This window comes from Mesorhizobium sp. M1423 (assembly GCF_040317575.1).
GTDB lineage: Bacteria > Pseudomonadota > Alphaproteobacteria > Rhizobiales > Rhizobiaceae > Mesorhizobium.
The window spans coordinates 295,395-310,791 of the sequence record NZ_JAMYKU010000003.1 but is presented as its reverse complement, the minus strand read 5'-3'; the positions used below and the strand labels follow the sequence as shown (position 1 = coordinate 310,791).

Below are 15,397 nucleotides of genomic sequence, written 5' to 3'. Positions count from 1 at the left end.
AGGCTGGCGGGGGCGGCTTTGGGGCCGACACTCGCTTTATTCTCTGTCCGAAAAAAATGCGAAATCTCGAATTTGCCGAGTGGCAGATCGTTGCCCGACAAGGCACGGCCTACACCGTGGCCTCATCATTCACCGACGTTTGTTGCCGTATACTGACCGCGGCATCCGTTCCATGAAAGCCCCGGTACCATTCGACAAAGCGTTGCACTCCGTCCTCAAGCGGCGTCGCCGGGGCGAAGCCGACGGCCTTGCGGAGATCGCTGACGTCGGCGCGCGTCTCCAGAACGTCGCCAGGCGGCAACGGCACATCCACGCGAAGCGCCCGGCTGCCAAGGGCGGTCTCGATGATCGAAATCAGCCGGTTGATCTCCTCGGGCCGGTCGTTGCCGATATTGTAGACGCGACACGGCGCGGAACTTGTAGCAGGGTCGGCGGTGCAAGGGTCCCAATTCGGATCGGGCCGCGGCGGTGCAGCGAGTGCTCGAACCACGCCCTCAGCGATATCGTCGACATAGGTGAAGTCTCGCCAGACGCGGCCGGCATTGGCTACTTCGATTGGCTTGCCCTCGATGATCGCGCGCGTGAACAAATAGACCGCCATGTCGGGCCTGCCCCAGGGGCCATAAACGGCAAAGAAGCGCAGCCCCGTCACGGGCAGGTCGAACAAATGGCTATATGAATGCGCCATGAATTCATTCGAACGCTTGGTGGCGGCGTAGAAGCTGACGGGATGATCGGCGCCGTGGTGCTCGGAAAACGGTATGGTTCGATTTAAGCCGTAGACGGAGCTCGAGGAGGCGTAGACGAGATGACTGACGCCGTAATGCCGGCAGCCCTCAAGGACGTTTAAAAACCCCACTATGTTCGATTGCACGTAGGCGTGCGGGTCAACAAGTGAATGACGCACGCCGGCCTGAGCCGCGAGATGGACAAAGTGTGAGGGGCGAACGTTTGAAAACAGCAACTGAACGCGGGCGGCGTCCGCCAGATCCATTCGTATCGGCGTGAACTCCGCCTCGCTACAGAGGTGTGCAAACCGCGCTTCCTTGAGCCGCAGATCGTAATAGGGTGTGAAATTGTCGACGCCCACGACTTTGACACCCAGACGCAAAAGCCGCGAGGCCACGTGAAAACCAATGAAACCTGCTGCGCCGGTGACGACGATCGGTCCTGTCCGTGCAAGTCTCTTCACCGCTTGATCCGAACGCGATCGGGCGATTTCCACTTTCTCCGCTGCGGCAAGGACAGACTCGCTGCATAGATCGTTGTCCAACTTGTTGCCTTTCGAATTCCGTTCGACAGTACCGAATTGCCGGTCCGAGATTCCAGATTCCGATATTTACGTCAGCGCATCGAACCTGGTGGAGTTCAGGTAATGTCGGTGCCACGAACCGCGCAACGCGATGCGCGACCTGCCAAATCATGACACTCCAAATTGCGTCGTCTGGATCCCGGACGGACGCCGGCGTCCGGCGATTGCATTTAAGTGGCGGGCCCTTATGGCAGGACCGAAATACGCCCAAGAAGGGCCACCAGTTCCGCCTGGCGTTTCGTTTCGGTCTTGGCGAACAGCGAGGCAAGCTGGGAACGGATCGTGGTGCGGCTGAGACGCCAGCTGCGAGCGATCTCCAAAGGTGCGTCGCCCTGAGCCAAACGCAAGGCGAGGTGCGTTTCTGCGCTCGTCAAGCCAAACATTCTTTGCAACGTGCGAGGATTTGGCCCCGACCTGTTGTCCCGGTCCAGCAACGCCACGATGCTCGTTCCGTCGGGAGCAATAACTCCGTTCTCGTTCAGTATCACCGGCCGGTCGCCCCTGCTGCGGATTACCACCCAGGATAACGAGCCCGGCAGGAATTGGCCCGGAACATTCGCGATCAGCCGCCTTAGGGCGGCCGTAAGCCCGCTCGCCGTGTCAGCCGCTTCGCCCTGGCGCTCAAGCGTGGTTTGGGCGGCTGCGTTCCACTCGACTACTTTTCTTTCGCGATTCAGCACGAGATAGCCACAGCCAATGCGATCAAGCACGCCGGTTATGGATTCCAGACTGCGGCCTTTTGGTTCCCCGAGCCTTGCGTCCAATGGATCCGATGCGCGATCGGGAAGGTGACCAGAAGAGGGTCGCGTATTCCGCGCGTCAAAATCGTACTTGGTCCTCGTAGCAATGTACCTACCGCCCGAAGAAGCATCAACATGTCTATCGATCAGATTCATTTTCTACCCCTAACCCAAAGTTTCACACAGGCCCGAAAATAAGTATTCGGGATTCGGATAATCTTTTATGTTTAGATGGATTCTAGTCTTCTATGCGCTGACGGATAACGTGTTCATCACCACCTTGAAAACTCAATATGATCTGACAGTTCTAAGGCAGCTCATAGCCCCTGCTGCATCCGATAAAATGCGCGCTATGATAGCGGTATGGCAATCCGGCAGTGGTACTAAGCTGTACGTTTTTTGCTCTAGTCTCGACGGGCTAGTCAGAAGGTTGTAGTCTGTGTCCATGAGCTCGCAGTCGCGCAGGTCGAATTCGAACCCGTCGGGCAGATTGCTAACTCATATTGCCTCTGCATCCGTACTAGCTGCCACGCTGATATTTGAAATAAAATCGTCAGCCTATATTGGGCAAGGCGCCAGTTTTCTGGAATTTGTTCCGGCTATTATTATTATCGCTTATCTCGAAGATCGTGTGCCTGCGCTCGCTGCGACCATTCTGATGGTGGCGGTCGGCCTTTGGGCGCGAGGATACGATCAGATTTCAAATGGCGATTGGGCACGCGCAATCCTGCTTCTGGTTTCGGGTGGGGTGATTGCCATGACGTTCCATCGCCTGCGGCAGGACTTGCGTGAGCTGCTAGAAGTCGCGGAGGCCAGGCTCGCTGCCGTCGAGGCGACCGAAAGCCGCTATCGTTGGGCCTTCGAACGTGCTGCCATGGGATTCGCGAACACCAACGAGAAAGGTGAGTTGCTGCAATCCAACAGACGCCTTTGTGAGATGACCGGGTACAAGGAGGAGGAGCTTGCCCAATTGCAGCTCGATACGCTCGCCCACCCGAACGACCGGGACACCTTGGCGCAATTGTTGGCGAGCCTAGGCAACGACATTGCTTCGTTCGTTTCGGAGGTCCGTCTTTTAAGAAAGGACGGTACGGCATTCTGGGCCAGGCTAACGCTTTCTTCGTCCGTGCCCGAGGGGGGACTCTCGGAGAGCATCTTCGTGGTGGTCGACGATATTTCGGAACGACGAGCTGTTCACGAAGCGCTTCGGGCTCAGAAGGAATGGCTAGACCTCGCTCTGTCTGCTGGACGCTTGGCCACGTGGCGGATCGACCTTAAAGACGGGACAGTCACAGGCTCGGACACGTTCTGGGACGTTCTCGGCTTGGCCCAGGCCAATAGCCGCAGTTTGGAGGAACTATCAGCTGTCGTTCATCCGGCGGACTGGCCAAAGCTGGCGGCATCGAGAAAGTCCGCATCATCGGTCATGAATTACGATGTTGAGATACGCGTCCGCCGACCGGACGGGCATATCCGCTGGGTTGCCCTGCGCGGAAGGGAGGAAAGACAGGGTGATGGAGGACAGCGGCTTGGAGTGGCTGCCGACCTGAGCGAGAGACGACAAACCACGCTGCTGCGCGCCGCGGCAAAGAAGCGGGAGCGCATTATGCTCGAACAACGCCACAGGTTCGGCAACGTTTTCGCGGTGATCACGGCGCTCGTGAAAATGGTCGATGTTCCTGGAAACAATGTTGCCAAATACAAGGAAATGCTGATCGACCGGATACGCGCGCTCGAGGCGACCCATCTGCTTCTTTCACGCAACGGCAGCGTATCGGGGGCGCTAAACGATCTCGTTGCTCAAGAGTTGCAACCATATATGGGAACACGCGCCATATCGGTCAGCGGTCCTTCCGTGGTGATGTCGGGAGGCGCCGCCGAGAGTTTTGCAATGATCGTCCACGAGCTTGCCACCAATTCCATGAAATATGGAGCGCTAGGCGATCCAAAAGGCCGGATCGACGTAAGCTGGACATTTGCACCTGAAGACACAGGCAGTGAGATCGTGTTCGAGTGGGTGGAATCGGGACGGCGGCGGACCTCGAGCGTAGTCCGTCATGGCTTCGGTTCCATGATAATCGGAGTAGATGGAGCGCCGCTTGTCGGTCACTCTCCCAAACTGGAAATAACTGACCACGGGTTGCGGTATTCGCTGCGGCTGTCACGCAAGGAAATCGGATCCTAGTGCAGTGCTCCGATCGAAAAGCAGATACCTAAAAGACGCGTCGCGCTGAATGGCCTTGGAGATGCGCTTAGGTTCTTTTCCAGGGATGTCGTTGGCCAAAGGCCGCAGCGCAGTTTCGGTATATGCAGTATATGCATGAAAGCTTGGGCGCCGTTTGCATGTCCAAAAGGACGCGCGGCGCCCTAGCTGGCATGTCTCGAAAGCCATGTCTTCAGCATAACCGCAGCTTCTGTCCGATTGCGTACCCCCAACTCACGCAGGACCGCAGCAGCGTGGATTTTCGTGGTCGCCTCTGCGATTTCCAGGTCGCGAGCAATTTCCTTGTTTGAATAGCCTTCCGCCATCAGCTTGAGGACTTCCTTTTGCCTCGAGGTCAGCCTGCCAAGGTTGAGGCCTGTGGTACGTCGCTGTGGGCCTTTCTCGGAGTGTGTATGCGTGTGGGTTGTTTGCGTTGCACCCGGGCGTGACAGAAGTGCAGGAACATAGATGCGGCCGGAGAGGATTTCATTGACAGCCAAAACGACCTCTTCGTCCGTCTGCGACTTTACGATGTAGCCGTGAAGCCCGATCGAAAGAGCCGTGAGTATTTCCGAGCGTGAATCGTTTCCGGAAACGATCGCAAATCGCGTGTCCGGATAGGCGGACAGGATCCCGCCGAGCACCTCCTGATTGAACAGGCCCGGCATATTCAGGTCCAGGATCGCAAGATCCACGAACGATTGCTCTGCCAGCAAACTGAGCACCGCGTCGAAACAAGACGCTTCAAATATCTCCACACCTGGAATGCCTGCGGTCAGTGCCAATCGCAAGCCACGACGATACAAGCCGTGATCGTCGGCGATGACGATTCGATACATTGAACTACCCCAACGCGTATCTGAATGGATTGAACGGTGATGGGCCTGAAAGTCGTAGCCATTCACTCGTCGATTCATCCAGCCGACGCCGCGGCACCCCAACGCCGCAAACGCCAGATTTCTAATATAATCTTAAATGACGGGAAACGCTCCTCTTTTTTTGCCCCTTGTGAGCGAAACCCGCCGAACGTCGTCGAACATGTGTTCTGACCTCTTGGAAAGCTGACAGACCGGCTGGTCGTTCAGCACTGCCATAGGTCTGTAGGTATAGAACAGCAAAACGGCTGAATTGTTACCATTCGAATGCACGACGACATCCACCCCGACGGCCACATACCATCCAGATGCAATGTCCGGATCAGGGATCGGTGGGGAAATCTCACCGGTCTTCTACGGGAAATCTCACCGGTTCTTCTGAGGGGACAAGAACGCGTTTCCCGGGTGCTGACCAGGGTAGGATAACCGGCCCGTGACGATGGCGTTCAGGCCGAATGAACAAGGGAGGACCAGGATGAAAGCGGTGATTCAATGTGGTGGAATGGGAACACGCCTCCGCCCCTTCACTTCGATCTTGCCGAAGCCGCTCATGCCGATTGGTGCACGGCCGGTTCTCGAGATGCTTCTGAAATGGTTGCGACGCAACGGTATTCAGGAAGTCTATATTACAACCGGGTATCTCGGCCACTTGATCCGCACCGTGTGTGGAGATGGCTCGCAGTGGAACCTGAAAATTCGATACACGCAGGAGATGGAGCCGCTGGGCACCATCGGGCCATTGTCTTTGATCAGGGACGAACTGACGGAGCCATTCATCGTTCTCAATGGCGATGTCCTTACGGATCTAAGCCTCAGTCGATTTGTAGCAGCGCACCGTAAGCACACCGATCCAGTGACGATCGCAACAGCCTGTCGCCTGATCAAGATGGATTTCGGCGTCATCGACGAAGTCGACAATACCGTGCAGACCTTTCGCGAGAAACCGACGCTGTCGCATCTGGTCAGCATGGGGATTTACTGCATGAATCCAGACGTTCTGCAGTTCATCCCGTCCGGCATACCCTTTGGGTTCGACGACCTGATGCTCCAGATGATGCAGAACGGCACAACCGTGCACGTGTACAAGCATGAAGGTCTCTGGCTCGATATCGGGCGCGTCGACGACTTTCAGAACGCACAGACCATTTCCTGGGAAGACCAGTCGGCCTCGATCGAGGTCACTGCGACGGCTGCATGATGAAGTCACCAGCGCGGTTCCCACAGTTATCAGTCTAGGAGGTTGTGATGCTCTTGGTCAGTGCCCCGATCTTGGGTGTGCCGGAGAAGACTGCTTTGACCAAGGTCATCGACAGCGGCTGGCTGACCATGGGGGAGCAGGTACGAGCCTTCGAACAAGCCTTTGCCGACGTGCATGGTGCGGAGGATTGCGTCGCGGTCAGTTCTTGTACCGCAGCGCTTCATCTCATTTTGCACGCACTTGGTATCGGCCCGGGCGACGAGGTGCTGGTCCCATCCTTGACTTTCGTGGCGACCGCAAATGCGGTCCTCTATGTTGGTGCGACCCCCGTTTTCGTCGACATCGAGTCGGTCGATGTGCCGCTGATGTCCATCGCGGAAGCCGAAGCGAAATGCACGGCCCGCACCAAGGCAGTCATTCTCGTCCATTTCGCCGGCTACCTCGCCGATCGGGAACAATGGCAGAAGTTCGCCCGTGCCCGTGGGCTGCATATCGTCGAGGACGCGGCGCATGCGCCCGGCCTGAAGGAGGTGGGGACATTTGGTGCCGCGGCCGCCTTCAGCTTCTACGGCAACAAGAACATGACCACGGCGGAAGGCGGGGCGGTGATTGCCAGGGATGCCGGTCTGCTCGAGACGATCCGCCAGGCGCGTGGACATGGGATGACCACCGGGACACGTCAAAGGCTGAACAGCCGCACCCCGCAGTATGATGTCACCATGCTCGGATTCAATTATCGCATGGATGAATTGCGGGCTGCGATCGGATTGGTCCAGCTGCAAAATCTGCAGGAGTGGAATGAGATCAGGCGTATCCTGGTGATGCTGTATCGCCGTCTCATCGCGAAGCATTGCCCGGCCGTGACCATCCCGTTCCACGAGCCGCGGACGTCGGCCTACCACATCATGCCTATCCTTTTGCCGCGTTACGCCGACAGGCAAGACGTCATCGACGCACTGCGCGCGCAAGGGATACAAACCACTATCCACTACCCGCCGGTGCACCAGATGACGCTCTATCGTGAGCTCATTCCCGGTACTCATTTACCGCGCACGGAAGATTTCGCCCAGCGCGAACTCACTGTACCGCTGCATCCGCAGATCACCGCACCTTTGGTCGAAACGGTAGTGGTCGCTCTTGCCGCGGCGGTCAATAACTGCGCTCAGACAGGAACAGCCGCATGAATGCCCTGGACCTAGCCATTCACCGGCCTAACGTCTCGAGCGCCGCCCATGGGGCTGTGAGACGAGCAATCGATCTCGTCATTGCTGCAGCCGCGGCGATCGTCTTCGCTCCGCTGATGCTGCTGATTGCCCTGGCGCTGCTGCTGGAAGGCGGTCGGCCAATCTTCTTTACGCAGACCCGCGTCGGGGCCGGTGCTCGCCCATTCCGCATGTACAAATTCCGCAAATTCAGAGTGCGATGCGATCCCGGTGGCCTGGCGCTGACCATGGCCGATGACAGCCGCATGACGCCAATCGGGCGGTTCCTCGCCGCCACCAAATTCGACGAGCTGCCGCAGCTATGGAATGTCTTCAGAGGCGAGATGGCAATCATCGGTCCACGCCCGGAGAGCCTTGCCTTTGCCGATTGTTTTCGTGGGGGCTTTGAGGACATTTTACAATACAAGCCAGGCTTGTTGGGTCCGGCCCAGGTTCTCTTCCGGAATGAAGCGCATTTTTATCCGCGATCCGTGGACCCGCTATTGTTCTACCGCCAGGTTCTGTTTCCTGCCAAGGCCAGGCTCGACCTTTCCTATTATCCGCAGCGCACGATCGTCTCTGATGTCGTCTGGATGGTGCGCGGCTTGCTGGCGGTGCTTGGCGTCGTTTCGCCGCCGCCGATCGGAACGTGAGAGCAGGTGGAATACCCGCGCTCTCGTGGATTTGCAAAGTCAGTGCCTCACGTCATAGGGGGAACGCTTGGGTCATGGCATACAAGGGCAGGAAAGTTCTGGTTACCGGTGCCGATGGGTTCATCGGGTCGCATCTCACCGAAGCACTCGTCCGTAGCGGCGCGGACGTCACTGCGCTGGCTCTCTACAATTCGTTCGACAGCCACGGCTGGCTGGACGATTTGCCGGACACCATTCGAAGCCAGCTGAACCTCATCCGCGGTGATGTTCGTGACAGCGCGTTCCTTAACCGGATCGTGCGTGGCCAGGCGGTGGTGTTTCATCTCGCCGCACTGATCGCGATCCCATATTCGTATGCCGCGGCCCAGTCCTATGTAGAAACCAACATCCTGGGCACGGTCAACGTCCTCGAAGCGGCGCGGCAATGGGAGACGGAGCGGGTGGTGCACACCTCGACAAGCGAGGTTTATGGCACCGCGCTGACAATGCCCATCAGCGAATCACACCCGTTGCAGGGACAGTCACCATATTCGGCATCCAAGATCGGTGCGGACATGATGGCGGAGTCGTACGCCAGATCGTTCGACGTCCCCGTGGTCATCATGCGGCCCTTCAATACGTATGGCCCACGCCAGAGCGAGCGAGCCATCGTACCGACCATCATACGTCAGGCTCTCGACAAGAAATGCTCGGCGATCATGGTGGGAGACACCAGCCCGATCCGCGATCTTACTTTCGTGGAAGACACTGCGGCGGCGTTTTTGACCGCAGGTTCGGCCGAGCTCGAATTTGGCCATGCCTTCAATGCCGGAAGCCAGCGCGCCGTGACGATCTCGGACATATTGGATCTGGTGGTCGAGTTGAGTGGCTGCAAGAAACCAATTCACCGCGACGAGCGCCGCCTGCGGCCGCAGAATTCAGAGGTGCGTGCCTTGCTGGCTGATTCTTCGCTCCTCGAAAGCAAGACTGGATGGCGCGCCCAGACCAGCCTGCGCGAAGGGTTGGAGCGGACCATCGGATGGTGGCAGGGACGCCTCAGCGAAGGCCGGGTGCGCCATGAGATGGATTACATGACATGAGCTTTCGCCTGGGTGGATTGGCTCCGCAGTTGTCGCTGGATTCGAACCAGAAGGAGATTGTCACCAATGGTCCTTGTTAACCGAATCCTTCTTGTCGTGCTCGGCATGCTGGCTGCCATGGATACGGCCGCTGCAGCGGAAGCGCAGGTCGCCTATCGACTTTCCGCCGGCGACACCGTCGAGATAGGAATTGCCTCCATCCCGGAGCGAACGCAACGTGCCGTGGTCCAGATGGACGGCACAATCGCGTTTCCCGAAGTCGGGATGGTTTCGGTGGGCGGCCTAAGCCCGGCCGAACTGCAAACACGCATGCAGACGATCCTGCCAACCAAGATATTCCACCATCGTCTGCCTGACGGGCGGGAGCAAATGATCGTCATCAAGCCGACAGACGTGACCGCCGTGGTCGCAGAATATCGGCCGATCTATGTGACAGGGGATGTGCTCACTCCCGGACAGCAGGCCTACCGGCCGCTGATGACCGTGCGGCAGGCGATTGCCGTGTCAGGTGGTTTCAGCCTTTTGCGGTCCCGGGCAAACCAGGTTGGCCCCGATCCGGTGGATCTGCGGCGCGATTACGAATCGCTTTGGGGGGAATACACGAGAGACTACTATCACAGCGCCCGCATTCGCGCCGAACTTCAGGGCAAATCGAGCTTCGACATGCAGCCACCACAAGGATCGCCCTTGCCGGCAGTTTTTGCATCGGCGATCGCCCAGGCCGAAGCAGAAGGGCTGAAGCTCTCGTTGGACAACTTCCAGCAAGAGCAGAGCTTTCTCGATAAAAGTGGCAAGGATGCCGCTGCACAAACCGAGACCTTGCTCAAACGCGAGCAGGCCGAAGCGGATGGCGTGAAGGCGGACGAAGACGAGCTGGCGCGCGTAAGGAAAGCGTTTGAGTCCGGAAATCTCACCAATAACCGGCTCGCCGACGTCCGGCGCGCTTTGGTACTCTCTTCCAGCCGGGCACTCGAAACGTCGGTTGAACTTATGAGAGCACGACGTCAGCAGGCTGATTTTGCCAGACAGCACGAACGCAATGACAACCAAAGAAGGATAGGTCTGCTGACTGAGTTGAAAGATACCAATGTGCGTCTTGCCGACATCAATGCAAGACTTCGCGCCGCCAGCCAGAAGTTGCAGCCCACGGGAGCTGCCGCCCTGCCGTTGCCGGTTGCCGGTGAGACGATCCAAGCCGAGGTCACGATCGTTCGCAGGGTCGGCGAAGAATGGCGGAAACAGCCGGCCCAAGAAGACACCGAGGTCATGCCGGGAGACACGATCGAGGTAAGGTTCAGCAGCGCTCTCGAGAGCGCGGCGATCCGATAGATCGGCTGCGCCTCGAGCCAAGCGGCCGCCACTGGGTTGGCAGCCGCTTACTGCCTGAAAGCTCTGGAAAATTGGTCGGTAAGAGGTTTCATCAAGTAGGACCAGACACTGCGCTCGTCGGTTCTTATATGGACTTCGGCGGGCATGCCCGGTTTGAGGATTTTCTCTCCTGTCAGGCAGGTCGCTTCGTTCTCGACATCGATGCGCGCCGAAAAATAGGAAAGCTGACGTTGCTGATCCTTGATCAGATCTGCGGAGACGCGGTTGACCGAGCCTTCGCAAGCCGGTGTAGTGCCGGCGTCGAACGCCGGAAAGCGGATCGACACCTGCTGTCCGGGATGGATCTCATCAATGCGCGACGGAGGAATGGAAGCGTCTACGACAAGGTTGTCGGAATCGGGCACAATCATCATGAGCACCTCTCCGGCGCCAATCACGCCTCCGACGGTGTGGACCGAGGATTCTTGTACCGTGCCTGATTGCGGGGCGCGAATGTCTGTCCTGCCGAGCTCGTCTTCGGCCACCACCTTGCGCTCACTGAGTTCGGTCTGCTTGGCTTCCGTTTCGCGAAGTTCGTTGGTCACGTCGCTCCGCATTTGTTCGTCGAGCTGAAGCACCTGCAGGTCCGTTTCACTGATGTGAGCTTGTACCTCCGCTATCGCTGCGACAAGGCGTCCCGATTCGCCGCGAGTCCGGGTCTTCTCCAGGCTGACAGTGCTCAACCTCTCCTTGGAGACCAACTTCTTTGCGTAGAGAGATTCGACGTCAGCAAGGTTCTTGGTCAGCAGATCCAGAGACTCATCCGTCGCAGACTGCTGCGATTTGAGGCCATCGATCTGACGTTCCAGCTGCTTCGCGCGGCTTTGCAATTGTGCCTTCTGGCCAGCCAGCGCCGCAGCACGGCTTTCGAACAAGGCACGTTCGCCACTGACAAGCGCCGCCACTTGCGGGTCACCCATTTGAACCCGAAGGCCAGGCGGGATCTGCATTTCCGGCAGACCCTGGCGCTCGGCTTCCAGCCGGGCCAGACGAATGGTGGCTCGATTGAGGTCCTCGGTGATTATCTGCAGGTTTGCTCGGGTCAATGTGTTGTCCAGCCTGACCAACACGTCGCCGGCCTTCACGTGATCGCCGTCCTGCGCGAAGATTCCGCCGATGGTGCCGCCGGTTTGATGCTGGACTTTTTTTATGTTGCTTTCGACCACCACAGTTGCAGGCGCAATCACCGCGCCGGCAATCTTGGTCAATCCCAACCACAGCCCTCCGCCAAAGATCAACAGCAAGCTGGTTGCCAAGCCCAAGAGCAGATTGGCCCGGATGCCATCCGGATCCGGCTTCGTTTCCAACGAACGGCTTTCGCCACCGGGCGCGGCGTATGGCGACACGGTAACAGTAGAGCGATACCTCACATATGCCCGGCTGCACCTCTGTGCAGCGGAACGAGAATGTTCTGCCAGGCTCCGGAGCAGATTGCCCCAGGGTAAATTGGCTCGAATGCCATCCGGCTCTGGCTTCGCCCCGGTCGGCTGGCCTTCGCCAGCGACCGCAGCATATGACGACATGGTCACGTTAGACACTAAGCAATACCTCACGCATGCCCGCTTGCACCGTGCTGCAGCGGAACGACAATGTTTGGCTTGTCCGGACGCGGGAAGGGCCGGATCACATTTGCCAGAACGTCTTCGCGCGAACCGAACGAATGGAGCATCCCGTTCGACAGGACGAGTACCTGATCGATGTTGACGAGAGCGGAGGGGCGATGCGCAACGACGATCACGATACCGCCGCGCTGACGCACTGCCAGGATCGCGCCGGCCAAAGCAGCATCGCCGTCTGCATCCAGATTGGAATTTGGTTCGTCAAGAACGACGAGGAATGGATCACCGTAAAGTGCCCTGGCAAGTCCGACGAGCTGCCTCTGCCCAGCCGACAGGGCTGCGCCGCCTTCTCCGATGCGTGTTTGAAAACCCTGCGGAAGACGCATGATCATCTTGTCCACGCCCGCAGCTTTGGCAGCTGCCAACACGCCCCTTGCGTCGCTTTTGCCGCCGAACCTTGAAATGTTGTCGGCGATCGTGCCGTCGAACAGCTCAACGTCCTGCGGCAGGTAGCCAATATGAATGCCGAGCAGCTCTGAATTCCACTGATCGAGCGAGGCGCCGTCCAATCTTACCGTTCCTCGAAGCGGCTTCCATGCCCCGACCAAAGCGCGCACGAGCGTGGTCTTGCCGGAGCCGCTCGGGCCGACGACCGCCAGCCCTGCGCCCCTCGCCAAGCGGAAGCTTACATTGAAGATTGTTGGCTTCTGCAGACTTGGTGGCGCGACCGTCAATTCCTCGACCGCAAGCTCCGCCTTTGGGCGTGGCAGTTCCATTGGCTCTTGCTGGCTATCAAAAGCATCCAGCGCTGCCGCCAGCTCGGAATAGCTTTTGCGGGTTGCCAGAAACCCTCTCCAATTTGCGATCGCCACATCGACCGGCGCCAGTGAGCGGCCCAGCAATATGGACGACGCTATGATCACACCCGGCGAGGCCTCGCCCCCGATCACGAGGTAGGCACCAAGCCCCAGCACGCATGATTGCAAGGCCATTCGGAGCGTCTTCGACAGTGAGCTCGCTGCGCCAACGACGTCGGAGAGCCGTTCCTGGTTCTTCAGATAAAGATGACTGACCTCGTTCCAGCGCCGGCTAAGCGGGGCGGACAGGCCCATAGCCTGAACAACCTCTGCGTTGCGGCGGCCGGAATCGGCCAGAAGCCGCTGCGCAACGAGTGTTTCAGACGCACGAGCCGCAGGTTTGCGGCCGATGATCTCCGCAGCCACCGTCAAAAGCACAACGGCGCATGCGCCGAGCGTTGCCAGCACGCCAAGCGCAGGGTGCAGCAGATAGATGACCACCATATAAAATGGTATCCAGGGAGCGTCGAATAAGACTGTCGGCCCCAGTCCGGAAAGAAAGCCACGTAGCTGGTCCAGATCACGAAGCGGATGTACCCGGTTCGCATCCGGCCCGGCAACGAGGGGCAGGGAAAGCGAGGCTGCGAACGCCTTTTGCTGCAGATTTCTATGCAGGCGGCTGCCGATGCGGACCAACAGGCGAAGCCTCACGAAATCGAGGAGCCCGTAGGCCGCGTAAAGTCCCAGCATCCCGACTGTAAATCCGACAAGAGTCGGCACGCTCTGCGAAGGCAGCACGCGATCGTAGACCTGGAGCATGTAGACGGAGCCGGTCAAGGCGAGGATATTTATCAATGCGGAGAAAACGCCTACGCCAACGAGGCCGTGCACACAGCCGAACATCGCGGATCGTAGATCGAGCGAGCGCCCTTTGGTTGACTTCATGATATGCGCTCTTTGACGCGAAATTGCCGCGCAATCTCGTCGGTTCTTTCGATGAGGGACAAACTTTAACCTTCCGGGAAGCAGCAGCTCCGCCCTTCGCTGCTGGAACATTACGAATTGCTTACATATGTGCCTTCTTTGATTAAAATGTAGCAAAATCGTGACGCCAGGCTGAGAATTCGGCAACTGGCTCGCCAGGCTGGGGATAACCGGGTCTGGTAAGGAGATATTCCTAATCATGACACAGCGCAGAAGCTTATGGTCATCTTTGTAGCATCAAGGCGTCGAAGCGTCTGGGGACGGATGGGTTTTGATTTTGTCGATCGAGAGTTAAACGGTTTTGAGATACACTTCATCGGAACGCAATTGTCGGCCACCAACGCCGGCTAAAACGGGGAGGCGAGTGTCGTGAGCGAAGAGATCAATGTTGCCGACGCCTACGGCAGGGGCCGCAGCACCTTCATGGGATTGCAGCTGCTGGTCTCGCCCGGTGCGCTTGTTCCTCGGCCGGAAACGGAACTGCTCGGCAACGCCGCTCTCGATGTTCTGAGCCAACTGAACTTGCCGGTGCCTCGCGTTGTCGACATGTGCTGTGGGGCGGGCAATCTGGCGTGCGCCATCGCGCACCACGCTCCCACCGCGCGCGTGTGGGCAAGCGATCTTACCGACGGATGCGTGGAGGTCGCGCGCCGCAACGTCACCCATCTTGATATGGAGGAGCGGGTAACGGTGCTTCAGGGCGACTTGTTCGGCGCCTTCTCCGGCTTGGAGCTTGACGGCACGATCGACGTGATCGTTTGCAACCCGCCCTATATTTCGGAAAAACGGCTCGAGGGCGATCGTTCGCATTTGGTCGAGCTCGAGCCGCGTGAAGCGTTCGCAGCCGGACCCTACGGTCTGAGCATCCATATGCGAGTGCTCAAGGACGCGCCGCGTTATTTGCGGCGCGGAGGCATCCTGCTTTTCGAGGTTGGGCTTGGCCAGGACCGGCAGGTCATGAGTTTGCTCGAGCGTTCCAAGGCTTATGAGAGTATCCGGGCAGTCACCAACCAGGCCGGCGAGGGCAGGGTGGTTGTGGGGCATACGAAGGCGCAGGCGTAAGCACCGCCGTCGCGACAGGCCTAGACGCGCTGTCGCAACCGGAAACGGTCGGGGACTTGAAACAGAGTTGCGCGAGATGTCGGCAAATCAGTTTCTCTTGCGCATGACATATTGCGCAATTCCCTCGATGGAATCGAGATTCTCGGGCAGCAGCTCGCTGTCTTCGACCGTGATGCCGAAGGTCTCCTCGATGAAGCCGATAACCTCGAGCACCCCCGTCGAGTCCACGATGCCTTGGTCGAGAAGCGAGGTGTCGCTCTCCAGGCTCTCTGGATCGGCTATATAGAAATTCGACGCCAGGAAAGCGCGAATTTGATCGCTGCAGGTATCGGTTCTATCCTTGGTAGACAACATTGATTTCGCCT

Annotated in this window: 13 protein-coding genes; 7 read left to right on the top strand and 6 right to left on the bottom strand. The window is 58.4% G+C overall.

Translation table 11 applies throughout. The features are described 5' to 3' along the window. Nucleotides 1–109 precede the first annotated feature (109 nt). Nucleotides 110–1,192 carry an NAD-dependent epimerase/dehydratase family protein gene (locus NKG95_RS06260; protein WP_353040240.1) on the bottom strand — a complete coding sequence of 361 codons (1,083 nt, stop codon included), beginning with the start codon at nucleotides 1,190–1,192 and terminating at the stop codon, nucleotides 110–112. 305 nt (nucleotides 1,193–1,497) lie between these two features. Further along, nucleotides 1,498–2,208: a helix-turn-helix transcriptional regulator gene (locus tag NKG95_RS06255; RefSeq protein WP_031193850.1), complete on the bottom strand. Its 711-nt coding sequence runs from the start codon at nucleotides 2,206–2,208 to the stop codon at nucleotides 1,498–1,500. Between the two features lie 289 nt (nucleotides 2,209–2,497). Between NKG95_RS06255 and NKG95_RS06250 the strand changes: the two genes are divergently transcribed. Next, nucleotides 2,498–4,237 carry a sensor histidine kinase gene (locus NKG95_RS06250; protein ID WP_353040203.1) on the top strand — a complete coding sequence of 580 codons (1,740 nt, stop codon included), beginning with the start codon at nucleotides 2,498–2,500 and terminating at the stop codon, nucleotides 4,235–4,237. A 182-nt stretch (nucleotides 4,238–4,419) separates the two neighbouring features. On the opposite strand, the gene NKG95_RS06245 is transcribed toward NKG95_RS06250, so the two are convergent. Further along, on the bottom strand, nucleotides 4,420–5,094 hold the full coding sequence (locus NKG95_RS06245; protein WP_353040202.1) for a LuxR C-terminal-related transcriptional regulator: 675 nt from the start codon (nucleotides 5,092–5,094) through the stop codon (nucleotides 4,420–4,422). 511 nt (nucleotides 5,095–5,605) lie between these two features. Here NKG95_RS06245 and NKG95_RS06240 point away from each other — a divergent pair. The 5 genes from NKG95_RS06240 (at nucleotide 5,606) to NKG95_RS06220 (ending at nucleotide 10,591) form a co-directional block, all read left to right on the top strand. Continuing rightward, complete coding sequence (locus NKG95_RS06240; RefSeq protein WP_031193847.1) at nucleotides 5,606–6,328, top strand: nucleotidyltransferase family protein; 723 nt, start codon at nucleotides 5,606–5,608, stop codon at nucleotides 6,326–6,328. Nucleotides 6,329–6,375: 47 nt separating this feature from the next. Further along, the gene (locus NKG95_RS06235; RefSeq protein WP_023718557.1) at nucleotides 6,376–7,512 is read left to right on the top strand and encodes a DegT/DnrJ/EryC1/StrS family aminotransferase; all 1,137 of its coding nucleotides are present in this window, start codon (nucleotides 6,376–6,378) and stop codon (nucleotides 7,510–7,512) included. Next, on the top strand, nucleotides 7,509–8,183 hold the full coding sequence (locus NKG95_RS06230; protein WP_031193846.1) for a sugar transferase: 675 nt from the start codon (nucleotides 7,509–7,511) through the stop codon (nucleotides 8,181–8,183). Before NKG95_RS06235 ends, NKG95_RS06230 begins: the two co-directional genes overlap by 4 nt. A gap of 74 nt (nucleotides 8,184–8,257) precedes the next feature. After that, nucleotides 8,258–9,262, top strand: coding sequence for an SDR family NAD(P)-dependent oxidoreductase (locus NKG95_RS06225; RefSeq protein ID WP_353040201.1), 1,005 nt, complete (start codon nucleotides 8,258–8,260; stop codon nucleotides 9,260–9,262). A gap of 66 nt (nucleotides 9,263–9,328) precedes the next feature. Next, nucleotides 9,329–10,591: a polysaccharide biosynthesis/export family protein gene (locus NKG95_RS06220; RefSeq protein ID WP_352964319.1), complete on the top strand. Its 1,263-nt coding sequence runs from the start codon at nucleotides 9,329–9,331 to the stop codon at nucleotides 10,589–10,591. Nucleotides 10,592–10,638: 47 nt separating this feature from the next. On the opposite strand, the gene NKG95_RS06215 is transcribed toward NKG95_RS06220, so the two are convergent. Then, the gene (locus NKG95_RS06215) at nucleotides 10,639–11,937 is read right to left on the bottom strand and encodes an HlyD family type I secretion periplasmic adaptor subunit (protein ID WP_352589441.1); all 1,299 of its coding nucleotides are present in this window, start codon (nucleotides 11,935–11,937) and stop codon (nucleotides 10,639–10,641) included. A 242-nt stretch (nucleotides 11,938–12,179) separates the two neighbouring features. Continuing rightward, nucleotides 12,180–13,931, bottom strand: a complete 1,752-nt coding sequence (locus NKG95_RS06210; protein ID WP_023718552.1) for a type I secretion system permease/ATPase — start codon at nucleotides 13,929–13,931, stop codon at nucleotides 12,180–12,182. A 408-nt stretch (nucleotides 13,932–14,339) separates the two neighbouring features. Here NKG95_RS06210 and NKG95_RS06205 point away from each other — a divergent pair, with 408 nt between their 5' ends. Next, entirely contained in the window at nucleotides 14,340–15,032 is a 693-nt protein-coding gene (locus NKG95_RS06205; protein ID WP_023718551.1) for a N5-glutamine methyltransferase family protein, read from the top strand. An 87-nt stretch (nucleotides 15,033–15,119) separates the two neighbouring features. Here NKG95_RS06205 and NKG95_RS06200 read toward each other — a convergent pair whose 3' ends face one another. Then, a complete protein-coding gene (locus NKG95_RS06200; protein WP_023718550.1) occupies nucleotides 15,120–15,386 on the bottom strand; it encodes an acyl carrier protein in 267 nt (88 codons plus the stop codon). Between the last annotated feature and the right edge of the window lie 11 nt (nucleotides 15,387–15,397).